This window comes from Candidatus Eremiobacterota bacterium, from assembly GCA_031082125.1.
In the GTDB taxonomy this organism is placed as follows: Bacteria; Vulcanimicrobiota; CADAWZ01; order CADAWZ01; family Ess09-12; genus Ess09-12.
Map to the genome: position 1 here is coordinate 17,965 of JAVHLM010000039.1, position 23,019 is coordinate 40,983.

Here is a 23,019-nt window from a genome sequence, read left to right on the forward strand (position 1 = left end):
TCCCGGCCTAGTCGCCGGGCTCCCTCCTGAGAGACCCGCTCATCATGAGGCCCAGCTCTTCGATGCTGGCGGTCCCGGCCTCTACAATTCCCGTAATCTTTCCCTCATAGATGACGGCTATCCTGTCGGAAAGCAGAAGAAGCTCCTCCAGATCCTCAGAGATGAGCAGTATTGCCGTCCCGGCCTGGCGCTCCCCGCGGAGCTTCTCATGGACAAACTCCACTGCGCCGATGTCAAGTCCACGCGTGGGATGGACCGCCACGAGAACTTTCGGGCCGCCGTGAAGCTCCCTGGAGAAGAGGAGCTTCTGGAGGTTCCCGCCCGACATGAGCTTCACAGGGTAATGCTCTTTCGGGACCTTTATCCCGTACTCGGCCACGGCTCTTTTCGCCGCCTTCCCGATTTCCCCGCTGTCAATGAAAGGTCCCCTGGAAAAGGGAGGCCTGTCATATTCCCTCAGCGCGAAGTTATCGTCCACGGGGAGAGTGGGCACAAGGCCCATGGCAAGCCTGTCGGCCGGGATAAAGGCCATGCCTTCGCGGTAGTGCTCCCTGGGGCTCCTGCGGGCGACCTCCTTGCCCAAAAGGGTGATGGTGCCTTTTTCAATGGGCCTGAGGCCGTTGAGCGCCTCGGAGAGCTCTTTCTGCCCGTTTCCCGCCACACCGGCGATGCCCACGATCTCCCCCTTCTGGATGGTGAAGCTCACCCCCCTGAGGGCAGGAAGACCCCGCTCGTTCCTTACATGGAGATCTTTCACCACGAGGGCTTCAGAAAGGCCGGGCGGCTCCGAGGGAAAGCGGCTGAGCTTCACATCGCGCCCCACCATCATCCGGGCAAGGCCCTCGGCGGTCGTCTCCGCCGTGTTCACCGTCCCTTCGACCCTCCCCGCTTTCATTACCGTGACGCGTGAAGAGAGAGCCATCACCTCCTCGAGCTTGTGGGAGATGAACACTATGGCATGGCCCTGCCCGGCGAGAAGCCTGAGGGTGGTGAAGAGCTCCCGGGTCTCCTGGGGCGTGAGGACTGCCGTAGGCTCGTCCATGACGAGGATCTTTGCATCACGGTAAAGGGCCTTCAGAATCTCCACCCGCTGCTGCTCGCCCACGGAAAGCTGCCAGATCAACGACCGGGGGCTCACGGCAAGACGGTACTTCAGGGAAAGCTCCTCGATCTTCCCTTCAAGCCGGGCCATCGGGAGATGAATCCCCGTCTCACGCCTTCCAAGTATGATATTTTCGCAGACCGTGTGGGACTCCACGAGCATGAAGTGCTGGTATATCATTGCAATGCCGTGGCGGAGGCTCTCGCCGGGAGAGCGGAAGCTCACGGGCTTTCCCGCCATGAGGATCTCTCCCTTGTCGGGGAAGTAAAGCCCCGAAAGGATGCTCATCAAGGTGCTCTTCCCCGCGCCGTTTTCGCCCAGCAGGGCATGGATCTCGCCTGCTCTCAGCTCAAAGGTGACGTCATCATTGGCTACAATGCCGGGAAATCGCTTTGTGATGCCTTTCATGAGAAGAAGAGAGCTGTCTGTTTCCATCGATTTCCCGGCCTACCTGAGACTCATACTCGCCTGGGGCACCTGCTCAAAGAGGCGCTGCCCCGTTTCCACCTTGCCCTCGACGCCCTCGACAAACCAGTCAATCTTGAGAAGCTGGTCATCGGTGAGCTTTTCCCCCTTCTTTACCCTGAGAGTGCCCGTGTTGTCCTTGAGAGGGCCGGAGAAAATGCAGTCAGCGGGCTCCCCGGGTTTTGCCTTATCCGTTGCCGCCGCCTCTATCTTTTCCCTTTCAGCCTTGACAAGATCCTGGACCTCCCTGGGCACCATGGGGCCGAAGGGAGCGAGCCCCACGATCCCCTCCTCCATGCCGCCCCAGTAGGACCCGCTCTTCCACGTGCCGTCCTGGACCGATTTCACCACTTTCGCATAATAGGGGCCCCAGTTCCAGACGGGCGCCGTGAGATGGGCCTTCGGCGCAAAGGTGGCCATGTCGGTGTTGTAGCCTATGCTGAACTTGCCGCGCTCCTGGGCGGCCTGCTGGGGAGCATAGGTGTCCTGGTGCTGGGCAATCACGTCGGCCTTGAAATCAAGCAGGCTCTCTGCGGCCTCGCGCTCTGCAGGAGGATCATACCATACGTGGGTCCACACCACTTTCACCTTGGCCTTGGGATTCACCTTTCTCACGCCGAGGGTGAAGGCGTTGATACCCCTCACCACCTCGGGAATGGGGTTCGCAGCCACGTAGCCGATGATATTGCTCTTTGTCATCTTTCCCGCCACTATGCCGCTCAGGTAACGGGCCTGGTACATCCGCCCGAAGTAAGTTCCCACATTCGGCGCCGTTTTGTAGCCTGAGCAGTGCATGAACACCACCTGGGGGAACTTCTTCGCCACGTTCAGCGTGGCATCCATATAGCCGTAACTGGTGGTGAAAATCACCTTGTTGCCCTGCATGGCAAGGTTGGTGATAAAGCGCTCGGCATCCGATGATTCCGCCACGTTTTCCACGTAGGTGGTCTTCACCGAAGTGAGCTGCTCCTCGAGGTACTTCCGGCCTTTATCATGAGAAAGGGTCCAGCCCGCATCGCCCACCGGCCCTATATAGACGAAGCCCACTTTCATCCCGGGCTCCTCGCCGCTTTTCCCCCCTTCCTTGGGGCACCCGCTTATCAAAAGCGCCAGCATGAGCCCCGCAAGCATCACGAAAATCCGCTTCATACCACCCACCTCTTTCTTTTTCGGGGCAGTGCCGTCACCGAAGCCCCTTGCTCCACGGCTCATGTATTCTTTGGTTTTCCGAAGAAACCTCTTTCACCGTCCCCCGGGAAGCCTGCCGTCCCTGGCAAGCGCCTCAATGAGGGCCTTGAGCATGGGGCCTGCAATGGAGCACCCGAGAGCCCTTTCAAGGCTTTCTATCCCCGGTGATGAGTTCACTTCAAGGACCATGAGCCTGCCCCGGTCAGCGAGCAGATCGGCGCTTCCCGCAAGAAGCCCCAGCGAGCTCAGGGCCCTCATCGCGAGCCCGCCGCATTGCTCCGTTTCCTCTTTCCCCGCAATAACCCCTCCCCGCGCCGCGTTGCTCCTGAAATCACCGGGCTTTGACGCCATGTGCACCGCCGCGATGACCTCGCCTCCCGCGCAGAGCACCCTGAGGCACCTTCCCCTGGGTTCCCCGAGAAAGGGAGAGACAAGCACGTTCACGCCGAGGGCCCGGTAAGAGTCAATAAGGGACACCAGCATATCCTGGGAGGTGGCATAAGTCACGCCCATGCCGCGGGAGCCATAAAACAGCTTCACCACCAGGGGGAAGCCGCCCAGGGCTTCAATTACGGCGCCTGCCTCCTCGCCTGACCGGAGGGCGACTGAGGGCACCACGGGCACTCCGATCCCTTTGAGCACCTGGAAAGTGGTGAACTTGTTGCTTGAGCGCTCAATGGCCCCGGGGGGATTGATGACAGGGACCCCGCCAAGCTCAAGGTGCCTTGCCACCGCGAGGATAAACTCCCTTTCGGCAGCATGGACTGAGGTGCGGACAAAAGCCATGTCACAGCCTGAGAGCCTTGCGCCTCCTGAAAGAAGGCTGTCAGGACCGATGGCCACCTGGAGGGGATTATGGCAGGCAACCTCATGGCCCTCCATGACGGCCTCCTCGGCAAGCCTCTTTACCGTATAACTGCTGCAGTCCTTTGCAAAAAAAGCGATTCTCATCCTCTATCAGGGCACCCCGGGCACCCTCAGCACTCCTTTCACCAGCTCCATGAAAGCATGGTAATAGCGGTCGGGGGAAAAGGACTCCTCGGCGAACTGCCGCGCCTGATGACCCATGGCGAGGGCCTTATCTCGGTCCCTGAAGAGGATCTCGATCTTCTCCCTCAGCGCCGCGGTATCGCCGGCAGGGAAGAGAAAGCCCCGCGTGCCGTCCTCGACAAGCTCCGGGATACCGCCCATCATGGTCCCTATGACCGGCTTGCCCAGGGCAAAGGCCTCCATGACGGCGTAAGGCAGGTTTTCGACGCACTCCGACGGCACCACCACGCAGAAGGCTTCATTGACTGCCTCTCTCAGCCTGTCACCGGATAGGTAGCCCCGGAGCACCACGTTATCAAAACCTCCACTTCTTATTTTCCTCTCAAGGGCTCCCTCAAGCTCGCCGCGCCCGATGATGTGCAGTTCCACGGGAAGGCCCTTCACGGCCTCCATCAGCGTATTGATGCCCTTTACCGGCGAGAGGCGGCCGAAATAGGCCACCTTCCGTGAGTCGTCCCGGTAATAAGGCTCATAGGAAGGCATATCCAGAAAATTCGCAAGGTGGACCATGGGGTAGTAAAATCCCCATTTCCTGTAAGTATCGATGAGAGCCCTGCTCGGGGCGATGAATTTTGCCACGCACCCGTAGGGCGACTGCCCCATGATCGTCAATCGTGCCCACAGGCTGAGCGCGAGAGGCATATTCACACAGGCCGAGAAGCCGGCCTGGTAAAAAGCGCCGCCCTTGCAGCGCGGGCAGAGCTTCCCCTTCCTGAAGAGCGACCCCGCCGGGCATATGGGGCGGTGATCGTGAAGGGTCTGGATAATCGGCACGCCGCGGGCGTAAAGGGCCTCCAGAAGGTGCAGAAAGGGGTGGTCAAGCATGTGCACGTGAGCCACGTCGATACCCGGAGAAGAAAGAATCCCCTCAAGCTTCTCCCTGAGGCCCTTTGTTGAGAGCTTGCGGTAAAGCTCCCTGACAGGAAAAAGGATTACCTCGTGCCCTTTTGCCTCAAGGAGTTCTGAGAGCAGAGCCATGTGGAGCTCCGCGCCTCCCTGGCTCCCGGCAAAATCGTTGATCTGGAGGAATCTGGCCATCTGCCCTTCCCTCTGTGCATGGTGAGCCCCGCATCCATGTTCCCCCCGCAAGCTCCTTTCACCTTTCAGAGACCGAAAGAGGCATGGCCGGGGGACGCCTTCCTGAAGAAGGGAGAAAGGCGGGGGCGTCGAAAAGTTCTCAGGAACTTGGGAAAATTTTCGCCGGGAGTGTGGCACTGATGAAACAGAAGGAAGAGCAGTACAAGTGGTTTGTCATAGGTGACATCAACGGGTTTTTCGGCCTCATGTTCGACAACATGACAGTCCTTTCGTTCCTGGCCGGCATCCTCATCTTCGCCTTCCAGTACCCCGCCGAGATCGTGTACAAGCACATGTTCCCCGGCACGGCCTTCGGCGTGCTCTTCGGCGACCTGGTCTATACCTGGATGGCCTTCCAGCTCGCGAAAAAGAGCGGGAACCCCAATGTGACTGCCATGCCCCTCGGGCTTGACACCCCCTCGACTATCGGCGTGGCCCTCGTGGTGCTGGGCCCTGCTTTCATCGCCCTGAAGCAGAAAGGATACTCGCCCAATGACGCGGCCTATATGACATGGTACATCGGGATGGCCACCATGGTCCTCATCGGCGTATTCAAGCTCATCATGTCCTTCTGCGGGAGATGGATCCAGAAGATAGTCCCCCAGGCAGGCCTCCTGGGCTCCCTGGCAGGCATAGGGCTCGCCCTCATAGGCCTCGTGCCCCTCATAGACATCTTCGGCCTCCCCGTCGTGGGCCTCATCTCCCTGGGCATAATCCTCTACACCCTCGTGGCAAAGATAAGGCTCCCCGGAAACTTCCCCGGTGTCCTTGCCGCCATTGTCATCGGCACGGTGCTCTATCACGTCCTGGGAAGTACCGGCTCCCTGGGGGGCCTCCAGTACAAGCCTCCCGTTGCCGAGCTTCATTTCGGCTTTCCCACGCCGTCGATCCTGTTCCTGAATGGCTTCATGGAAGCCCTTAAGTACCTCCCCATCGCCCTTCCCTTCGCCATCCTCACCGTCGTGGGCGGCATCAACGTGACCGAGAGTGCCCGCGTTGCCGGTGACGACTTCAATACGAGAAACATCCTCCTCACCGAGGCCATCGCCACCCTTATCGCAGGCATCTGCGGGGGCGTGGCGCAGTCAACGCCCTACATCGGCCAGCCGGCTTACAAGGGGATGGGAGCCCGCGCCGGTTACACGCTTCTCACGGGGCTTTTCATAGGGCTCGGGGGGATCCTGGGTTATATCTCCTTTTTCGTGGAATTGATTCCAAGGGCGGTCCTGGCGCCAATCCTGATATTTGTGGCCCTCGATATCATGGTGCAGGCCTTCCTTGCCTGCCCCGCCCGCCATGCTCCCGCCGTGGCCTTTGCTTATTTCCCCACGGTGGCGAGGCTCCTTGCCATAAAGTTCGGTACGCCCGACATCGTGCCCATAGAACGGTTCCAGGAGCTCATGCAGACTCAGGGAAAGACTCTCCCCGAAGTGCTCGTCACGGTAGCCCTCGGCAACGGCTTCATCCTTACGGCAATGCTCTGGGGAGGCTTCCTCGCGGAGCTTATCGACAGGCGCCTGAGGCTGAGCTCGGTGTACCTCTCGATCCTGGCGATCCTGGCCTTCTTCGGCATCATCCACTCCTCGTCGCCAGACGGGGGCATGTATGCCCCATGGAATCTCTCCGGCATCGCCCAGCAGGTTCCCTACCAGTTCGCCCTGGCCTACGCCATCCTTGCCCTTATGTTCCTCGTGCTCTCCTTCACGCCTGAGAGCAGGGAGCCCTTCCCCGAGGAGGGGGAGCACCTCGGTGTGGCAGCAGACGAGGTGAAGGTCCGCGATCTTGCCGATAAGGGGGATAATCCGAGGCAGGGATAAGCCCCTGCAGCTTTTTACGGCTGCCCCTTCAGCTCGCCCTTCATGTCCTGTACCTCATCCAGCAGCTCGCCGGTGGGCGAGATGACCTTCAGGAACACCATTGGCCCCTCCACTTCAATGATGCAGCAGTTGAGCTCGGAGCTGAAGGCTTTCACCTTGCCGCTCCAGGGGAGATCCTTCTGCTGGAAGTAATAGGGAGCCCCCACGTCACCGCTCAAAATCTGCCACATGGGGTTTTCCACCGCGGGATCAAGCGATTTGTCAATTACCATCCTGGAATAATTATGCTCATGACCTGTAAAGAGTGCAAGTACGCGGTATTTTGAGAGAATCGAGAGAAACCGGCTTCTCATGGCCAGCACGTCTCCCATGGGCTGTGTCCTGTCATTGAGGCCCTTCCAAGTGCCCCCCTGCTTCTTGCCCCAGAACATGGCGCTGTCGGCGTGGCCCCCGTTGGGGAAGGGAGGCTCATGGAGCATCACGAAGAGATGCTCCATCTTCCGCTCCCTGGCTTTTTTCAGGTCCTCTTCGAGCCACCTGAGCTGGTTTTCCATGAGGTAGCCGACCCTGTTGCCCCCCAGCACGGTGAGAGCCTCGGCGAACATATCCCCGTCATAGGTGTCTCTGACGCCCGCACTGGCATAGTTGCTGTTGAGGCAGGCGAAATGGCAGTTGGCGTAGTCCAGGCTGAAGACGCTCTCCTCGTAGGAAGGACCCTTTGCTCCCTTGATTATTTCCGGCGGCGGGAAGCTCTCCCCGGGGTTGGCGAACTCCCTTGCAATGACGGCCTCGGTGCCGTCATTTCCCTCCTTGTAGCGGTAATACTCCCGGGTCTTTCCCTGTTTTTCCACAAGCCACGCGTCACCCACGAACTCGTGGTTGCCGATGAGCTCATAGACAGGGATGCGGTGCCCCACGAACTCAATGGTGAGCTTCCACTGGTTGAGCTGCTGCTGCAGGTCCCTGGCCTCGGAGACATAGCCGTCCACGAGATCCCCCCCGAAGAATATCATCTTTGCCCTCTGCTGGTAGCACTGCATGAAAAAGTTCTGGAGATCGGGCTTGGAGAAGCCCAGGAAATCCTCCTGCCCCCCTCCTTCCGAGGCCCTGCTGTCGGACATGAAGGCGAAGCGGAATTTCTTTCCGGTGCCGGGAAGGGGCGCCGTGTCAAAGGAATACCGGGGATACCGGTATGAGCAGGTGTCGTTCTGGACCTTCACTTCATAGTGATAATGGGTATCGGGGGAGAGGCCGGTGACCGTCACCTCGTGCGCGCAGGAGGGCTCATTCTGCGCCACCGATTTCTGCCCCACGAGGACCTCGCCCCTCGTGGGCACGTCAGTTTTCCACCCGATGGTGGCAGAACTATGGGTCACCATGTCCACAAAAGGGCCTTCGGTGAGGGTGGGCATGGGCTTGAAAAGGCCCTGCTCCTCGCGGACCCGCTGTCTCCCCTCGTAGAAGGATACGCCCAGATCCACGGGGTTCCATACCTCCACGCGGTAATGAAAATCCAGTCCTTCGCCGCGGAGCGCTCCCTGATCGACATAATTCTTCATCGCGCCGAAATTGACGGCGATGGAGTGGTCCCTTGCGAGGCTCCCCGGCTCTCCAATGCGCTCCTTGAAGGTTTTCCTGAAGACGGGGATGGAGAGCTTGTCACCCGGAAGAATAATCCCCACATGCACGCAGGCGGGAGGTGCGGGCACTCTCGTCGAGAAGGCGAGGCGCACGGCCCCCTTGCCGTCGAACACGAAGCGCGGGAGGCTGGCATAGAGAGATTCTCTCATCTTTGTCTTCTTCCATGAGTCCGGTACTGCGGCAACGGCGCCAGGGGAGCAGACTCCCAAGAGGAGCGCGGCGAGAATAAGGAGAGCACAGCGGCCTTTTACAGAGTTCATACTTCCACCTTCTCTTTCTTGTGCCGCGGGACGGCACGCCTTGGGTACCTCTTCATTTTCTTCCCCCGCCCCCATTCTCCTTTTGAGGCGATACCGGAGCCTGGTCTCAGGCTTCCGCGAGGCGGGGAATTGCCGCTTGAAAAAAAAAGCCCGGGATACCCCGGGCCCTATCGGAAACAGACCGCCCTGTAAAGGCCTTAGAACAGCTGGCTGCACCAGCCCCGCTCCGGCGGGACAGGATCGTCCGCCAGAGCGTATGCCAGAATTCCCATGAAATGAGTCATTGGAAGGAAGCTTATCTTCCTTCCGCCCGTCAGGGGCTCAATCTTTTCCACAGCGGGAAGCTTTGCCAGGTCATCGAGCTTTTCCACGGGGAGCGTCCCTGTGACCACCTTCTGCCCTGCTGAATATGTGGCTATTTTAAGCCCCGCGGCTTTGAGGTCCGCAAGCACTTTCTTTGAAAGGTGGGTCACCGTCACGATGAGAGGGATTTTCCCCCCGCGCACTTCCACCTGGGCCGTCACGTAGGTCCCGCCGCCTGCCTTTACCTTCGAGGCTATGTCCTTGAGGGAGGAGGCAAGCTTCTCTTCAGGCTTCTTCGCAGGAGGCGTGTAACGGCTCTCATCCCCTGAGAGATAGCCCTGTGAGGGCATTGCCATCTTGTTCATCCTCGCTGCGCCGCTGCCTGAGCCTGCCGGTCCTGCCATCGAGGAAGGGGCATTGTAAGCCCGCATTTTCATCGCGCCCTTATCGGCCTTGGACTTCTCCTCGCCGAAGACTCCCTCGTAGCTCACGCCGTCGGGCATCTCTACCGGCACGACCACCGTTTTAGGAACTCCGCCCTCGGTGACTACTTTCTCCTCGACAGCCACGAAGGAGGTATACTGCGTCATGATGCGGTAATCCAGGCCCAGCTTCGTAATCTCATTCTTGATTTTGGGGTTGGGCCTGTTTTGCTGGATATTGAGGAGATCCTGGTCCATAAGGTACTCGACACATGTCCGGGCCCAGAGGCTCGCAAGGACTTCATGCCCTGCCTCGCTCCCCGGGAGCGTGACGGCGATCTTCCGGGCATGGGGCTTCCCCGCGATGAAGCCTTTCAGGGTGATATCGCCCTTGGAGGCGCCTGAATACCGCCCGGTGAAGACCAGGGGCTTGCCGCTGAAGAGGTCGGGGTGGTATTTCGGGAAGATCTCCCTGACGGGGAGGTTCCCCCAGTCGATGGAGATGTCGGTGAGGATGGGCGTGCCTATCTTCTGCTGGAAGGCCTCGGCCACCTCGTCGCCATGGCGGTTGAGCGTCACGTATTCCGCCTCGCCGCGGCCCATCTCTGCCATCTTGTCCAGCAGGTAGCGGTTTACGCTGTTCCCGACGCCGAAGGAGAAGAGGCGGGCCTTGCCGATGTTCTTCTTGACAGCGTCGATTATCTGCATGTCATTTCCCACGTAGCCGTCGGTCATGAAGCAGACGATCCTGAGCTTTTCAGGGTCCGGCTTTGGCTCGAGGGCCGCCATCATGGCGGGGAGCATCTCGGTGCCGCCGCCTCCGAGGCGGTGGGCGAGGAAGTCCAGGGCTTCCTCGCGGTTTTTCTTTGAGTTGGGCTGCGGGGCGTCAAAGAGCTTCACCACGTTGTTGGAGAAAGCCATGAGGTTGAAGGTGTCGCCGTCGTTCATGTTCTCGATGCAGTACTTCATGGTCTCCTTGGCCTTCTCAATGGGCCACCCCATCTGGGAGCCTGAAGAGTCGATGACAAAGATCATCTCCTTGGGCGTGATCTGCGCTTTTTCAGGCCTGAGGGGAGGCTGGACGATGAGGGAGAAGAATCCTCCGCGTGCCTTGGAGGCATGGGTAAGGCAGGCGTCCTCGATGGACTTTCCCGCCGTCTCATACTGGAGTATGAAGTCCTTGTTGGGAATGTTGTCAAGCTGATCAAGGGTCACCTGTGCCCTGGAGCTTCCTTCCTGCTGCACCGTGTGAACCCTGTGGAGCACCGAGCGGATTTTCCTTATGGGGACGCCGGCGTCAATCGACAGGGAGACTTCAATGTCATGGCCTGCCCTGGTGCCTTTCGGCGTCACCGGGGGCGTGATGCGCGAGGCATCGGGGACATCATTGGTATCAGACGCCCACCCCGTCCCCTGGGCTCCCGTGGCCCTGCCGGGAATGTAGCGGGGACCTACCACCATGGGAAAGACGAACTCGTAAATGCCGTCCTGGTAGCTCAGGTACTCCACGTAGCTTATCTCTATATTGACGGCTTCGCCGGGCATGATGTTGGCTACGGACTGGGTGAAGATGTTGGGGCGCTCCTGCTCGAGAAGGGATGCCACATGGCCCTGCTTCTTCGCCGCCTCGTAGATTTTCTTGGCCTCCTCGCGCTTCTTGATGTCGCCCTTTATGGTGCGCTTCCCCACGTGCATCACCATGTCATCGACTGCAGCCCGGGAAGGCAGCGGAAAGACATACACGGCCTCGATTTTTTCCTTGCTCGGGTTGTGAAACTGCTGCGTCACCTTCACACGGGCCATGAAGCCCGTGATGTCTGCCTTCACTGCCGTGTGCCTGAGGGGGCAGAGCGCCTTGGTCTTCCCCTGCTTGTCTATGATCTTCAGGGTGCCTTCCGTCACGTCATTGCCAGCCCAGGCCCACGAGGCCGAAAGGGCTGCCAGGAACGCAAGCAGAATCACCAGTGACCTCACTTTCATCTCCATGTTCTGCTCCTTTCATGTATGATGTACTCTTTATTTCTTATAGTATGAAAATGTAACAAATTATTCCTCCCCGGCAAACTCTTTTTAAAATGCTGTTCATATCCTTCCTTTATAATGGAGAGGTGAAAGCACCGGGAGGGCATATATGGGAGGGGAAAAAATAGGAGCCACAAGATATTCCATGGGAGGCACTGACATACAGGTGTCAGTGAGAGATTCTACAATGAAAGAAGAAAAAGAAAAGGAGATGAGCAGTATGGCAAAAGTAGAAGTTCTTGACAAGCAGAAGGCCTTTGAGCGGGCGCTCCAGGCCATTGAGAAACAGTGCGGGAAGGGATCGCTGATGAAGCTCAACGACGTGAGGCGGGTGGACGCGAACAGCATCCCCACGGGCTTCATAGGGCTTGACGTGGCCCTTGGCGTAGGCGGCGTCCCAAGGGGGAGGGTCATCGAGGTCTTCGGTCCCGAGGGCTCCGGCAAGAGCACCCTGGCCCTGGAAATACTCGCTGCCGTGCAGAAGGAGGGGGGCAACGCCGTTTTCATCGACGCAGAGCATGCCCTGGACCCCCAGTATGCCACCAGGCTCGGCGTGGACCTCGACAGCCTCTTCATCTCGCAGCCCGATTATGGCGAGCAGGCACTCTTCATCGCCGATGAGCTCATCAGGAGCCATTCCGTGGACATCATCGTCATTGACTCCGTGGCGGCCCTCACCCCCAAGGCGGAGATCGAGGGTGAAATAGGCGACGCCCATGTGGCCAACCAGGCAAGGATGATGTCCCAGGCCCTCAGGAGGATGACGGCACAGATCAACGTGTCGGGCACCATCGTGATTTTCATCAACCAGATAAGGGAAAAGGTAGGCGTCATGTTCGGGTCAAACGAGGTGACACCCGGCGGGAGGGCCCTCAAGTTCTACTCGTCGATCCGCCTTGACGTGAGAAAGAAGGAATCCATCAAGGACGGCAAGACAGGCGAGACAATAGGCCACCGCTGCAAGGTGAGCGTGAAGAAGAACAAAGTGGCGCCGCCCTTCAAAGAGTGCGAGCTCGAGCTTTACTTTGGATCGGGCTTCTCCCGCGACGCCTCGGTGCTCCAGGAGGCCATCACCGCGGGGGTAGTGGAGAAATCGGGATCGTGGCTCTCCTTCAGGGAGGTGCGCCTGGGCCAGGGTATTGAAAACGCCAGGAGATTCCTTGAGGATAATCCCAAGGTCCAGGAGGATATCCTTGCCCTCATAAGGGAGAAGACCTTCGGGGCAGTGGAGTTTGTGGAGGAAGAGGATTTATCTGCGGAAGAAGACGCGGCTTAGCAACCGGGCCAGGCAGCGCCGAACCTGCCTGGCCTCTTTTTTTCCCCTGAACGCCATGCCCCTCCACCCCGCATCCCAAAATGGTAACATCAGTTAACAGAAATTTCACGGTTTCATGTGATCACCGTCACTTATCTCTGAAATGATATCTGGTAGAATAAAAGAAAAAGGGATGGTGATCTCAATGCAGAGGACTCTTTCTGAAGGCCCCTCCCGGGAGAGCATCTCGATTGCCGACCACTTTTCAAGGCTCCCGCTCCTCATAAAAAGGCAGTACCACAAGGATCAATTCATCTTCCTCGAAGGCGAGCCCGGCGATTCCTGCTTTTTCATCCTTTCAGGCAGGGTGAAAGTGGTGCACCAGTCCTTTGACGGCAAAGAGGTCACCCTGGCCATTCTTGGCAAAAATGAGCTCTTCGGCGAAATGGCCCTCCTGGACGGAAAGGCGAGGTGCGCCTCAGTCGTTGCCCTCACTCCCATTGAGGCCATGGCCCTCTCGGATTTTCACCTCCGGTGGCTCATCGAGAAGGAGCCTTCCTTCTCGCAGTTGATACTGGCCATGTCCCTGGAGCGCCTCAGAAGCACCAACACGGCCTGCGAGCACCTGGCCCTCTCCACGGTGAAAGAGCGCCTCGGCCATATGCTCCTGTCATGGCATTCCCGGGAAGCGGGTCACGGCATCAAGACCCTCTCTTTCAGGCTCCCCCTCACGCACCAGGAAATCGCATCGGTAATGGGCACCTCGCGGGAGACGGTGACGCGGACCCTTAAAGACCTTCAGGACGAGGGCCTCCTTTCCATAGAGAAGGGCCTCGTCACCATAAGGGATATGGCGGGCCTGGCGAGGCTTGCCGGGATGCCGCAGGCAGCAGGAGAGCATGTGAGAGGGAATTAGGGTCCCTTCCGTAGAAGAGTATGGATAATCCGTGAAATGCGAGGAACGCCCGATGTCTTCAAGTGAGGGAAAGACCCGAGTGCTCGTGGTAGATGATGAGCTGCCCATCCTTAGGTTCGTGGAAAAGATCCTTTCCCGGTCGGGCTACCATGCGCTGGTGGCCTCAAGCGTCTCGGAGGCCATCAAGGTCCTTGAGACTACCGTGGTGGACCTGGTGATCACCGATCTTAAAATGCCAAAAATGAGCGGTATGGACCTTGTAAGGCACGTTAAGGAAAACTTCAGGTTCACCGAGGTGCTGATGATGACAGGGTTCCCTTCCATTGAGAGCGCCGTATCGGCGGTAAAGACAGGCGCCGAAGAGTACCTTACCAAGCCCTTCACTGGCGAGGAGCTCCTCTCGGCTGTGCGGCGGGCCCTGGAGAAGCTCAAGATGCGCAGGCTCGGCTCAGGCGAAGGGCAGGCCTTCTCAACGGCGCCTTATGGCATAATAGGAAGGTCCGAAGCCATGCTCAAGATCTTCGACGCCATCGGGAAAGCGGCGAAAACCTCGGCCACGGTCCTCATCACCGGCGAGAGCGGCACAGGCAAGGAGCTGGTAGCCCGGGCCATCCATTACTCCAGCTCCAGGGCCGCGGCGCCCTTCATCCCGGTGAACTGCGGCGGCATCCCCGAGGAGCTCCTGGACAACGAGCTTTTCGGCTCTCCGCGTCCCCAGGATGAGGCCCCGACAAGCCTCTTCGGCGCCGCAGACGGCGGCACCATATTCTTTGACGGCATCGCCAACCTCACCCACACGATGCAGACCAAGCTCCTGCGCGTCATCCAGGACAGGAAAATCTCTGCAGCAGGGCAGGGAGGCACAAGGAAAGTTGACGTGCGCCTCCTCGCGTCGTCCAACAGGGACCTCCTCTCCATGGTGAGCGGCGGCACCTTCAGGGAGGACCTTTATTACCGCATCAACGTCATTCCCATCGCCCTGCCCCCCTTAAGGGAGCGCGGCAGCGACATCCTGATCCTCACGAGCTACATTGCCACAAGATGCGCCGGCGAGATGGGGAAGAAAGCGCCGGGCTTCAGCGATTCCGCCCTCGAGGCCCTTAAAACGTACTCCTGGCCGGGCAACGTGAGGGAACTGGAAAACACCGTGCAGTCCCTGGTGGTGATGTGCGACAGGGACGTCATCGACATGACGGAGCTCCCTCCGTACCTGCGCTTCACGGCATTTGCCGAGGGAGGGCGCGCGAAAACCCTTGCCGAGGTCGAAAGGGAGTATATCCACTATGTCATGGCCAGCGTGGGCGGCAACAAGTCACAGGCAGCGGATATCCTGGGGATGGACAGGAAGACCCTCAGGGAAAAGCTCAAGAAGATCGGAGACACCTCGCCGGATTAACCCTATTCCCCCGTGATGGTAAAGGTCACTGTCCTTGAGGTGAGGGGCACCTTGCCCGCCTCGCCTGATGCCTGAAAGCGGTACGTAATCGGAAGATTCTTTGCCGTCTTTTTCCCCGCGCCTGTCACCAGGTCCGATGGCGACGTTGAAAGGGAAACCTCGCCCAGGCTTGTGGCCCCTGCGGGCGCCGCAAGGTTCACCTTCAGCACCGTGTGAGGCGGCGTGTTCCTGTCAAGGCTCCCTGTAATCTTCCTGCTCCTTGCGTTGGTGAAAAAGCTGTACGACGTTGAGGCATCGGTGACTTCAGAGGTCTTCTTCTGGTCCTTGGCGGTAAGCACCTCCATCGGACCGGGGTCGCCGCTCACCGAGATCATGCTGAGGCCTGCGATGCTGAAGGAGACCTGGTGGCTCGCCGTGCTTCCCGCAGAAGCGGGGCACGCAAGGAGAAAGAGGAGCGCCATTGCTGCTGCGGTTATTGCGATTCCGTGCCTCATAATTTGCCTCCGTTTACTGGGTGCCTGGCGGCTTTAGTCGCCTGTGATGGTGAAGGTGATGGTCCGCGCCGCTGGCGTACTGTTCTTGTCCTGGCTGCTCATGCGGTAGGTGATGGGAAGATCAGTGGCCACCCTGTCAGGTGTTCCCGTCACAAGGCTCCTGTGGACCTGGGAGAGGGGCACGTAGCCTGAGCTGCGCGCGCCTTCAGGGGCTGCCATATGAATCTTCACCATCTGTGAAGAGGGAGCTTCGTCAATGGCGCCGGTGATGCGGCGCTCGAGCCCCACGGAGGAGCTGCTGTACGACGAGGACACCTGGCCGCTGGCGCTCCTCGCAGAGGCAGCCTGGGCAAGGGACACGAAGGAGGAGCCGCCCTCCATGGTGATGTCGTCCACGGGGGTCACTTTCAGCATGACGACCTGCGTGGCCGAGCTTCCGGCATAGACAGGGGAGCAGGCCAGCAAGAAAAAGAGCACTGCCGCCATGGCAATGGCTCCTTTCCAGATTCTGCGCGTTTTTGTAAGCTCTCCGTACATGGGGTTCTGCTCCTCTTGTCTTCCTGCTCTTATTGTATCAATTGGCATAGTGATGGGTAAATGGAGCAAGTCGCCTCATCTGGTTTTGCATCCTGGAAGGTTTTTTTGTCTTTCGGGGTCCCCGGAAAAAGTACGGCTGCCCTCTACAGGCAGTGGAGTAAGACGGCACTTTCAAGAGAGAAACATGAAAAGGGCGGAAGGGGGGCCTGGGGAATTTTCCAGGATCACTGGGGTGAAGTGTCCCATCTCCCCCCAAATTGACATCACCATGTTTATGATGTATGATGTAAACAGGAGGGAGCATGGAGCACCGCAAGCACAGGACTCAGATTTCACTTGAGGACTGGCAGTACATGCTCCTCAGGGAGCTTTCCATGGTGAGGAAGCAAAGCATATCATCCCTTATCCGTGACCTCATTGCGGAAAAATACCTGGATCGGCAGGTAGCGCTCCATGATGATCCTCTCATGGGGATAATCGGCATGGCGACAGGCGATGGTGATGCGACTGCCAGGAGCCACGACGACGTGCTCTATGGAGACCGGCAGTGAAGCGGGTATTTGTGGATACGGGCGCCTGGTATGCCCTCGTAGACTCTCACGATCCCGATCACCGCCAGGCGGAGACTTTTCTGAAAAGCAACACCCTTCCGATGGTAACGACAAATTTTGTCTTTGACGAGTCGGTGACCCTTATAAAAAAGCGCCTGGGACACCATGTGGCAGTGGAATTCGGCGAGCGCCTGATGAAAAGCCCTTCCGTCATGGTGCTTCCCGTGGAGCCTCGTGACCAAGAGGAAGCCTGGCGCATCTTTTCAGAGTACCGTGACCTTGACTTCACCTATACGGACTGCACAAGCTTTGCGGTGATGAAAAGGCTCTCCCTTGTGACGGCCTTTGCCTTTGACAGCCACTTCACCATGATGGGATTTTCCTTGCCATCATGAAGCGCCATCCCTGCTCCGCGCTTCCTCCACACCGTGGGGACCTCCTCGACATGGAACCCCGCGGATTGGTTTTATCGTCGTTTCCTCGCCGATGGGCTCCGCGGGGGGGGTGATTCCCCGGTAGTGAGACAGCGCCCTGCGGTGTGGCGGGAGGCCAGGGGCATTCTCCCGGCCAATAGAGTTTGTCTGTGTTACATGTACAAGATAGTGACAAACTCAAACATTGGCTGAAGAGGAGAATGTCCCCTGACCTCTAATATTACCGCACATTATGCTTTCTCAGAAATCTTCGCAGGAAAGATTCAGGATCCGTGCGATATCTTCCCGTTTCATCCCTTCGGCAAGCAGTTTCCGGGCAGCTTCAATCTTACCTTCCTCTATGCCTTCGCGCTTTGCTTCAGCGATGTCCGTCGCATAGTCATGATCTGCCTTGTCACGAAGATCCATCAGGTACCTCAATCTCCAGTCGGCCTTCGACTTCTTGTACGCCTCAAGCGCCATCACAATCCTCTCCTGCCAGTTCAGGCGGGAGCCCTTCTTCTGGGGTATGTCCCCGATGTCACATTCCCCAGGAAAAGAGTAAACATTTTGTGATGCTATAATTGTGATGGAAGTGAATAGTCTGAAAGAGAGGCACAAACAAAGAGGTGAAACCGGTCAGGGCTTTTTCCTCAGCAGCATCCACCTCTCGGTGCTCTCTACGAAGTCGAAATGCTTTTCAATATAGCTGCCGTATATTCTCAGGAGCGGGAGCGTCGATTCAGGGCAGCCCGGCCGGGGCACCATGACGAGGGTGGTGTCATGGAAAGCCCTCTCCGGCATGATATAATGCTCATTGTTGAAATCGACACCAAAATTGCAAATAGAGTAAAATCCTTTCGGGCTCATCAATCCGAGGCCCACCGGGAAAGGGTTCTCAAAGTCAAGCGTGGCGATCCTGTCATGCTCCCTGGCGTGCCTTTTCAGGAGATCGAGCCCCTCATTGAGCTTTTCAGGGTAATCCTTGTTGAAGGTGCCGTCGGCAAAGGCTACATAGAGGGCGCCAAGTGCGTCAGACCTTATCGCAGTGAGAGCGCCGGCAGCTTTTTTCTTGTTGGCGGAGGCAAAGCCGATGCTCGCCACATTCTTGCCATAGAAACTCCCGGTGATGATAAGAAATATCAGCAGAATGGAAAGGGCTGAGACAGCAAGGAATTCCCGGGAGTGATCGGGTTTCAGCAGAAAATACTCGAAAGGCAGAAAAACCAGAGGCAGAAGCATCGGCATGTCATAAAACCCATGATTGGTGAGATTCAGCAGAATACCGCAGAGAAAGACGGCGGCCATCAGGGCGAATACCCTGGAGGGCGAGCCTATTTTCCCTCTGGGTTGAAAGGTGAAGCCCGAGAACAGTATCAGATACACGGGAAGCAGCATGAAAGAGAGGGCGAAAGGTCCCATCTTTTCCATGACAAAGGCCGGATCGGAGAAGAGTGACCGGCCTCTTACCAGGGTGACCATCTGGTAATCGCGGAGCACCGGGGTAAAATCGAACCGGAAGAAGAGGGCCATCGGCACGAGCGCTCCCGCAAGGCCCGCCGCGAAGCCTGCCGCCCAGCCGCCGGAAGGCCGCGCTATCACCGCTCTTATGACAAGAAGCGCGCAGGCGGCGGTGAAGAAGTTCACCTTGATGAATAAAAGGCACACCAGCAGGAAGCCCGTGGAGAGGCCGCCCGTGAAGTCCTGCCTTGTATCTTCTTTCCTGGGAGGGAAAAAAAGATCAAGCAGGATGACGAATAGCATGGCGTATCCATAGCGGTTGTAAAGATTTGCATAGGTCGTTGCCCGGTAATCGAGTCCGAGATGATAGGCTCCCGTGATGAAAAGCCCCACGGCGAGAGCATAAAGAAACGCAAGGGGCGCCGACAGCCTCCTGACGGCGAGAATCCAGGTCCAGAGGGAGAAAAGCCAGAACATCATGAGGGTGGCAGAGATGATCCCCCACACCGAAACGCCGCCGAGCTTCATCCCCGCGGCAAGGATGAGAAAAAAAAGGGCACCGAGGATCGATTGAAAATCGGCGTGGGGGAGCTGACCGTTGAGGACCCGCCAGGCACAGTCCATGTATACCGGCACGTCGTGGCCATACCTTGTAATCACCACGGGCCCCGTCCTGAGGAGCACGACGGTGATGAGCACCGCGATGACGAAGTATAAGGCGATGAAAAGCCGGTAAGAGCCGCTGATTTTCTCAAGAAAATCCATGACGCGGCCGGAAACGGCGTCGATCCGGGAGGGGGCAGACTGTTCGGAGGCCATGTGCTCTTTCATAACGCTCTATTCATACAGGGAGGCAATTATCGCGGCGGAAGCCCGGTACGCCATGCACTTCGATAAGTGCCCCGGGTTCCCTTCAGTCTGACCCCATTTATTCAGTCACATTTGTGCCTGAAGCCATCTGGCATCTTAAGGAAATCACAGGATAAGACTCGTTCAAGCGGCACAGGAAGCGCACTCCATGCTGATAGCACTTGATAAAGTCCGCTTCAATATGGCGAAAAGACTTGTTTCTTTCTGCTCCCTCTTTGATGACATGGCGGAAAGGGCCTTCGTGGTGACGCTCACGGGGGAGCGCCTGGCCCTTGGTGAGAAGGTCACGGCCCTCCCTTTCCGGGACTTTGTGAAAAGGGATTACATCTGAAGGGGCCGGGCTGTGTGATTCCCCGGTAGTGAGACGGCGCCCTGCGGTGTGGCGGGAGGCCAGGGGAATTCTCCCGGCCAACAGGTTTTGCCTGTGTTTCGATACATCCATAGGGACAAAACCAATTGTTGGCTGAAGAGGAGAATGTCCCCTGGCCTCTAATATTACCGCACATTATGCTTTCTCAGAAATCTCCGCAGGAAAGATTCAGGATCCGCGCGATATCTTCCCGTTTCATCCCTTCGGCAAGCAGTTTCCTGGCCGCCTCAATCTTACCTTCAATCTTACCCTCAGCCTTGCCCTCAGCCCGGCCTTCCTCCTGCCCTTCCCTGCGCGCCTCATGAAGGAAATGGTTATAGTCACGCTTGGCCTTTTCCCTCTGCTCGACCAGGAAATGCACCTCTTCTGACGAGGACATCTTCCTGAATGACTCCATGGCCATCACAATCCCCTCCTCATGCAACAAAGTCTCCGGCACCTTTGCCCCGCAGTTATTACCGATAACTGTCACCCTATTGTTCCGCCGTCCTTATCCTCACCCTTCCCGGTTCAACTGTCACTATGGCGCCTTTTTGAAGCTCAAGCCCATACCTCATCAGGACCTTGATGCAAATATCAGCCTGCAGCCTTGCGGGAATATTTACCAACCTCACAATGCCATGGTGAGGAATATCACGAAGAACAGCTATTTCACCGAAATCCTTGTCAAGTGTCACTAAAACTCTTTCTTCCTTGTGTGCATAGGCCAGAATCTCATAATCACCTGGATCTTTTTGCCATCGTCCCGTCCATTCTGCATCTATTCCAGATGATTCCAGCCTGGTGAGCGCTCCACCCCACACACAGGTATCAAGCAAGACTCTCATGACCCTGTTTCCATGAGAAAAGGCTCAATCCGCTCGTGGCATATCATTTTGTGAGCATAGAGGAGGCTTGCCTGGATGTCTTCCCTCTCAAGCCATGGGTAGCCTTCAAGAATAGTCTCCAGTGTATCGCCTGCCGCGAGCATGCCCACAATATGCTCCACTGCAAGACGCCGCCCCCTGATAATTGGCTTTCCCCCGAAAATATCGGGATTTACCGTGATTCTCCCGAGAAGCTTCTTTTCATCCATGACAATCTTTCCTTTCACCTTTGCCAGAGGTTGCCTTATCATATTATGTGTATCACAAGAGAAAGCTCTTTCCATCTCTATTATACCTCCCTTTGGAATCTGCGTCCACAGGGAGATCATAGCGGAGAGATATTACCACAGAGGGCACGGGGAGATGAATATCTTGTGAAAATTGTAAAATAGTGGCTTCAGAGCTAGCCGAGCAGGGCGAGAAAGCGCCACGCGGGGACCACGTATCCTCACTCCGCGTATACCTCATTCTTATCAAAACTGCGCACCACCTGAAAACAGGGGACTCCAAGGTGCCTGCTGAAGTAAAGAGAAAAACACTCTTCGGGAGGGCGAAGACTGGAGCATGAAAAATAATGGGGCAAAAAATCATAAGGACCTTAGGAACTCTTATTTTGCCTGGCCTGTCCTCCGGATCTCTTCTTTCGCTTTTTCAGTAAGCCACATGCTTATGAGAGTCTGATACCGAATTCCTTTGTTTCGGGCTATTAGCTTCAATACACGTTTGAGCGCAGGATCCAGTCTCAACGTGGTGACTTCCTTTTGGGGAGAGCGTCTATCGAGCACTGGGCCTTTGATTTCTTCAGCGTCGTCCAGAAAATCAGTTCCGCTATGACTCTCGAAAAATTCAAAAATATCATCCTCACTGATAAAATCTGGAAGTCTCGCCATAAGTTCACCTCCCTTTTTTTTCTTTGTATAATGACCTGTCCTTTTTCTCCATATCGCGAATACTGATTACTCTCACTATTCTTCCAGGCTTGAGAACAAAGACGCCGAAAAGGTATCTTCCCCCAAGAGTTACGCTGAAAATATAGTAAAGGTTCTTTTTAACCCTGAGGATCAAAGGATCCGTAAAGAAAGCTTCCTCAGTTTCCCCAGTTGTAACGCTGTGCTTGAGAAGGTTCTTTTCTGCATTTCCGGTATCCCATTCAAATCCCCTCACTGGGAACATAAAGTGTTCCTTTGCACTTGTGGCACATTGTTTGCTTTGTATTTACATTATAAATTATTCAGCAAGAAAAGTCAAAGTCAACCACTACCCGAGCAGGGCGAAAAAGCGCCACGCGGGGACCACGAACCTTTCCCCCGGGTGCTCCTCGGCATCGTCAAGCTTCCACACCACCTGGAAACAGGGCACCGAGAGAAGCCTGCTGAAGTACGATACCGACCGGGTCAAACTTCGCTCCCTCGCCTTCGCCTCGATGAGTACTAGAGGCTTCCGGTCATAGGTGATAAGGAAATCCACTTCATGGCCCTCCCTGGTGCGCACGTAGTGAAGATCGAAATCGCCGGCTCCCTGCTCATTGAGGCGACACAAGAAGCGGAGAAGGCCCAGGGCAAGGGCGTTCTCAAACTGCGGGCCTTCGCCCTTCACCATCGTCCAGTCGAAGAAGTAATACTTGGACTCCTTCCTGATGGCCCTGGAGAGCGTGCCTTCCCAAGGGGAAATCGAGAAGACAAGATATATCTTTTTCAGGGCCTCGAGCCAGTTCACCACGGTCTTATGGGCCACCTGGAGGTCCTCCCTCAGGGAATTGACGCTCAGCGGCGAGCCCACTCTCTCAGGAAGAAGCAGCAAAAGCTGCTCAATACCCTTGATATCGCCAATACGGCTAAGCTCTCTCAGGTCCTCGCCGATGAGAAGGGACTGGTATATTTTTCTCCACTTGCGCGAGAACTCTTCCCTGGCTTTAAGATATGGCTCCGGAAAGCCGCTAAAGCGCATCAGGCGCTCAAAGGTCTCTTTAAAAGGCTTTTCCGGCACCCTCTGAAGAAGGGGGAGGTAGCCCCCGGGGCCGGGTGCTGAGAGGAACTTAGCATCTTTCTGTACAAAATGAAAATCGTCGGCGACCTCTGCAAGCCCCGCGGGGAGCATCCTGTAGGGGAAATACCTGCCCACGAGGCTGTCGCCTGACTGCCGGAAAAAGTCAAGCCGGGCACTTCCCGTGATTATGAACTGGGCTTCGGCTGAATGGAGATCATAAAGACCCTTCAGGACATTTTTCCAGGCTCTGTGCTTGTGAATCTCTTCAAAGGCGACAAGAGGCTTCTCTTTGCGGGGTTTTGCGAGATAGGCTTTCAGAAAATGAGGGTTCCTAGCATATTCCCTTCTCACATAAGGGTCATCCCAGTTGAAATAGAGGTCCTCGCAGCCAACCTCCTTCAGCCTGCCTTTTACAAAGGTGGTCTTCCCGACCTGCCGGGGTCCGGAGAGAAAGATCATCTTCCCCCCGTTGATTTCCTCATCAAAGAGATAAAAGGAATGGATCCGTCTCATATGACAATTTTATACCATGGGCGAAATTTGTCAAGACATTTTGG

Annotated in this window: 23 protein-coding genes; 7 read left to right on the forward strand and 16 right to left on the reverse strand. The window is 57.0% G+C overall.

Features of this window, described 5'->3' with window-relative positions:
* Positions 1 to 7: 7 nt before the first annotated feature.
* The 4 genes from RDV48_27925 to RDV48_27940 all read right to left on the reverse strand — a co-directional run bounded on the left by RDV48_27925 (position 8) and on the right by RDV48_27940 (position 4,843).
* Positions 8 to 1,537, reverse strand: coding sequence for an ABC transporter ATP-binding protein (locus RDV48_27925; GenBank protein ID MDQ7826663.1), 1,530 nt, complete (start codon positions 1,535 to 1,537; stop codon positions 8 to 10).
* A 12-nt stretch (positions 1,538 to 1,549) separates the two neighbouring features.
* Positions 1,550 to 2,716, reverse strand: a complete 1,167-nt coding sequence (locus RDV48_27930) for a BMP family ABC transporter substrate-binding protein (protein ID MDQ7826664.1) — start codon at positions 2,714 to 2,716, stop codon at positions 1,550 to 1,552.
* 93 nt (positions 2,717 to 2,809) lie between these two features.
* Positions 2,810 to 3,706 (reverse strand): RimK family alpha-L-glutamate ligase, encoded by an 897-nt coding sequence (locus RDV48_27935; GenBank protein ID MDQ7826665.1) that lies wholly within the window; start codon positions 3,704 to 3,706, stop codon positions 2,810 to 2,812.
* 6 nt (positions 3,707 to 3,712) lie between these two features.
* Positions 3,713 to 4,843 (reverse strand): glycosyltransferase family 4 protein, encoded by a 1,131-nt coding sequence (locus RDV48_27940; protein MDQ7826666.1) that lies wholly within the window; start codon positions 4,841 to 4,843, stop codon positions 3,713 to 3,715.
* A gap of 179 nt (positions 4,844 to 5,022) precedes the next feature.
* Here RDV48_27940 and RDV48_27945 point away from each other — a divergent pair, with 179 nt between their 5' ends.
* Complete coding sequence (locus RDV48_27945) at positions 5,023 to 6,699, forward strand: hypothetical protein (protein MDQ7826667.1); 1,677 nt, start codon at positions 5,023 to 5,025, stop codon at positions 6,697 to 6,699.
* Positions 6,700 to 6,713: 14 nt separating this feature from the next.
* On the opposite strand, the gene RDV48_27950 is transcribed toward RDV48_27945, so the two are convergent.
* Complete coding sequence (locus tag RDV48_27950; protein ID MDQ7826668.1) at positions 6,714 to 8,600, reverse strand: metallophosphoesterase family protein; 1,887 nt, start codon at positions 8,598 to 8,600, stop codon at positions 6,714 to 6,716.
* A gap of 197 nt (positions 8,601 to 8,797) precedes the next feature.
* Complete coding sequence (locus tag RDV48_27955) at positions 8,798 to 11,311, reverse strand: VIT domain-containing protein (GenBank protein ID MDQ7826669.1); 2,514 nt, start codon at positions 11,309 to 11,311, stop codon at positions 8,798 to 8,800.
* Positions 11,312 to 11,567: 256 nt separating this feature from the next.
* Between RDV48_27955 and recA the strand changes: the two genes are divergently transcribed.
* The 3 genes from recA (at position 11,568) to RDV48_27970 (ending at position 14,914) form a co-directional block, all read left to right on the forward strand.
* Entirely contained in the window at positions 11,568 to 12,623 is a 1,056-nt protein-coding gene (gene recA, locus RDV48_27960; protein ID MDQ7826670.1) for a recombinase RecA, read from the forward strand.
* 184 nt (positions 12,624 to 12,807) lie between these two features.
* Positions 12,808 to 13,518: a Crp/Fnr family transcriptional regulator gene (locus tag RDV48_27965; GenBank protein ID MDQ7826671.1), complete on the forward strand. Its 711-nt coding sequence runs from the start codon at positions 12,808 to 12,810 to the stop codon at positions 13,516 to 13,518.
* A gap of 52 nt (positions 13,519 to 13,570) precedes the next feature.
* On the forward strand, positions 13,571 to 14,914 hold the full coding sequence (locus tag RDV48_27970; protein MDQ7826672.1) for a sigma-54 dependent transcriptional regulator: 1,344 nt from the start codon (positions 13,571 to 13,573) through the stop codon (positions 14,912 to 14,914).
* A 2-nt stretch (positions 14,915 to 14,916) separates the two neighbouring features.
* On the opposite strand, the gene RDV48_27975 is transcribed toward RDV48_27970, so the two are convergent.
* Positions 14,917 to 15,408: a hypothetical protein gene (locus tag RDV48_27975; GenBank protein ID MDQ7826673.1), complete on the reverse strand. Its 492-nt coding sequence runs from the start codon at positions 15,406 to 15,408 to the stop codon at positions 14,917 to 14,919.
* A 33-nt stretch (positions 15,409 to 15,441) separates the two neighbouring features.
* A complete protein-coding gene (locus RDV48_27980; protein ID MDQ7826674.1) occupies positions 15,442 to 15,945 on the reverse strand; it encodes a hypothetical protein in 504 nt (167 codons plus the stop codon).
* A 302-nt stretch (positions 15,946 to 16,247) separates the two neighbouring features.
* On the opposite strand from RDV48_27980, the gene RDV48_27985 reads away from it, so the two are divergent.
* Together RDV48_27985 and RDV48_27990 are read left to right on the forward strand one after the other, a co-directional pair.
* Positions 16,248 to 16,496 carry a hypothetical protein gene (locus tag RDV48_27985; GenBank protein ID MDQ7826675.1) on the forward strand — a complete coding sequence of 83 codons (249 nt, stop codon included), beginning with the start codon at positions 16,248 to 16,250 and terminating at the stop codon, positions 16,494 to 16,496.
* Complete coding sequence (locus RDV48_27990; GenBank protein MDQ7826676.1) at positions 16,493 to 16,891, forward strand: PIN domain-containing protein; 399 nt, start codon at positions 16,493 to 16,495, stop codon at positions 16,889 to 16,891. The genes RDV48_27985 and RDV48_27990 overlap by 4 nt, the downstream gene beginning before the upstream one ends.
* Positions 16,892 to 17,170: 279 nt before the next feature.
* Here the strand turns inward: RDV48_27990 and RDV48_27995 are convergent, their stop codons facing one another.
* Together RDV48_27995 and RDV48_28000 are read right to left on the reverse strand one after the other, a co-directional pair.
* Positions 17,171 to 17,395: a hypothetical protein gene (locus RDV48_27995; GenBank protein ID MDQ7826677.1), complete on the reverse strand. Its 225-nt coding sequence runs from the start codon at positions 17,393 to 17,395 to the stop codon at positions 17,171 to 17,173.
* A 153-nt stretch (positions 17,396 to 17,548) separates the two neighbouring features.
* Positions 17,549 to 19,201 carry a hypothetical protein gene (locus RDV48_28000; protein ID MDQ7826678.1) on the reverse strand — a complete coding sequence of 551 codons (1,653 nt, stop codon included), beginning with the start codon at positions 19,199 to 19,201 and terminating at the stop codon, positions 17,549 to 17,551.
* Positions 19,202 to 19,388: 187 nt separating this feature from the next.
* Here RDV48_28000 and RDV48_28005 point away from each other — a divergent pair, with 187 nt between their 5' ends.
* A complete protein-coding gene (locus RDV48_28005) occupies positions 19,389 to 19,571 on the forward strand; it encodes a hypothetical protein (GenBank protein ID MDQ7826679.1) in 183 nt (60 codons plus the stop codon).
* A gap of 184 nt (positions 19,572 to 19,755) precedes the next feature.
* Here RDV48_28005 and RDV48_28010 read toward each other — a convergent pair whose 3' ends face one another.
* From RDV48_28010 to RDV48_28035, 6 genes are all read right to left on the reverse strand, one after another.
* Positions 19,756 to 20,013, reverse strand: a complete 258-nt coding sequence (locus RDV48_28010) for a hypothetical protein (GenBank protein ID MDQ7826680.1) — start codon at positions 20,011 to 20,013, stop codon at positions 19,756 to 19,758.
* 70 nt (positions 20,014 to 20,083) lie between these two features.
* Complete coding sequence (locus RDV48_28015) at positions 20,084 to 20,437, reverse strand: DUF5615 family PIN-like protein (protein MDQ7826681.1); 354 nt, start codon at positions 20,435 to 20,437, stop codon at positions 20,084 to 20,086.
* A complete protein-coding gene (locus RDV48_28020) occupies positions 20,434 to 20,685 on the reverse strand; it encodes a DUF433 domain-containing protein (protein MDQ7826682.1) in 252 nt (83 codons plus the stop codon). The genes RDV48_28015 and RDV48_28020 overlap by 4 nt, the downstream gene beginning before the upstream one ends.
* Positions 20,686 to 21,084: 399 nt before the next feature.
* Entirely contained in the window at positions 21,085 to 21,366 is a 282-nt protein-coding gene (locus RDV48_28025) for a CopG family antitoxin (protein MDQ7826683.1), read from the reverse strand.
* Positions 21,367 to 21,370: 4 nt separating this feature from the next.
* Positions 21,371 to 21,649 (reverse strand): BrnT family toxin, encoded by a 279-nt coding sequence (locus RDV48_28030; GenBank protein MDQ7826684.1) that lies wholly within the window; start codon positions 21,647 to 21,649, stop codon positions 21,371 to 21,373.
* 84 nt (positions 21,650 to 21,733) lie between these two features.
* Positions 21,734 to 22,975 (reverse strand): ATP-binding protein, encoded by a 1,242-nt coding sequence (locus tag RDV48_28035; protein ID MDQ7826685.1) that lies wholly within the window; start codon positions 22,973 to 22,975, stop codon positions 21,734 to 21,736.
* Positions 22,976 to 23,019: the final 44 nt, after the last annotated feature.

What these genes read in the sequence shown, in the direction of transcription:
- RDV48_28030 (MDQ7826684.1), bottom strand. Translation starts at nt 21,649, where the DNA reads ATGTTCCCAGTGAGGGGATTTGAATGGGATACCGGAAATGCAGAAAAG.
- RDV48_27945 (MDQ7826667.1), top strand. Translation starts at nt 5,023, where the DNA reads ATGAAACAGAAGGAAGAGCAGTACAAGTGGTTTGTCATAGGTGACATC.
- RDV48_27965 (MDQ7826671.1), top strand. Translation starts at nt 12,808, where the DNA reads ATGCAGAGGACTCTTTCTGAAGGCCCCTCCCGGGAGAGCATCTCGATT.
- RDV48_27955 (MDQ7826669.1), bottom strand. Translation starts at nt 11,311, where the DNA reads ATGGAGATGAAAGTGAGGTCACTGGTGATTCTGCTTGCGTTCCTGGCA.
- RDV48_28000 (MDQ7826678.1), bottom strand. Translation starts at nt 19,201, where the DNA reads ATGAAAGAGCACATGGCCTCCGAACAGTCTGCCCCCTCCCGGATCGAC.
- RDV48_28005 (MDQ7826679.1), top strand. Translation starts at nt 19,389, where the DNA reads ATGCTGATAGCACTTGATAAAGTCCGCTTCAATATGGCGAAAAGACTT.
- RDV48_27935 (MDQ7826665.1), bottom strand. Translation starts at nt 3,706, where the DNA reads ATGAGAATCGCTTTTTTTGCAAAGGACTGCAGCAGTTATACGGTAAAG.
- RDV48_27970 (MDQ7826672.1), top strand. Translation starts at nt 13,571, where the DNA reads ATGTCTTCAAGTGAGGGAAAGACCCGAGTGCTCGTGGTAGATGATGAG.
- RDV48_27980 (MDQ7826674.1), bottom strand. Translation starts at nt 15,945, where the DNA reads ATGTACGGAGAGCTTACAAAAACGCGCAGAATCTGGAAAGGAGCCATT.
- RDV48_28015 (MDQ7826681.1), bottom strand. Translation starts at nt 20,437, where the DNA reads ATGAGAGTCTTGCTTGATACCTGTGTGTGGGGTGGAGCGCTCACCAGG.
- RDV48_28020 (MDQ7826682.1), bottom strand. Translation starts at nt 20,685, where the DNA reads ATGGATGAAAAGAAGCTTCTCGGGAGAATCACGGTAAATCCCGATATT.
- RDV48_28010 (MDQ7826680.1), bottom strand. Translation starts at nt 20,013, where the DNA reads ATGGCCATGGAGTCATTCAGGAAGATGTCCTCGTCAGAAGAGGTGCAT.
- RDV48_27985 (MDQ7826675.1), top strand. Translation starts at nt 16,248, where the DNA reads ATGGAGCACCGCAAGCACAGGACTCAGATTTCACTTGAGGACTGGCAG.
- recA (MDQ7826670.1), top strand. Translation starts at nt 11,568, where the DNA reads ATGGCAAAAGTAGAAGTTCTTGACAAGCAGAAGGCCTTTGAGCGGGCG.
- RDV48_28025 (MDQ7826683.1), bottom strand. Translation starts at nt 21,366, where the DNA reads ATGGCGAGACTTCCAGATTTTATCAGTGAGGATGATATTTTTGAATTT.
- RDV48_28035 (MDQ7826685.1), bottom strand. Translation starts at nt 22,975, where the DNA reads ATGAGACGGATCCATTCCTTTTATCTCTTTGATGAGGAAATCAACGGG.
- RDV48_27930 (MDQ7826664.1), bottom strand. Translation starts at nt 2,716, where the DNA reads ATGAAGCGGATTTTCGTGATGCTTGCGGGGCTCATGCTGGCGCTTTTG.
- RDV48_27925 (MDQ7826663.1), bottom strand. Translation starts at nt 1,537, where the DNA reads ATGGAAACAGACAGCTCTCTTCTTCTCATGAAAGGCATCACAAAGCGA.
- RDV48_27950 (MDQ7826668.1), bottom strand. Translation starts at nt 8,600, where the DNA reads ATGAACTCTGTAAAAGGCCGCTGTGCTCTCCTTATTCTCGCCGCGCTC.
- RDV48_27975 (MDQ7826673.1), bottom strand. Translation starts at nt 15,408, where the DNA reads ATGAGGCACGGAATCGCAATAACCGCAGCAGCAATGGCGCTCCTCTTT.
- RDV48_27940 (MDQ7826666.1), bottom strand. Translation starts at nt 4,843, where the DNA reads ATGGCCAGATTCCTCCAGATCAACGATTTTGCCGGGAGCCAGGGAGGC.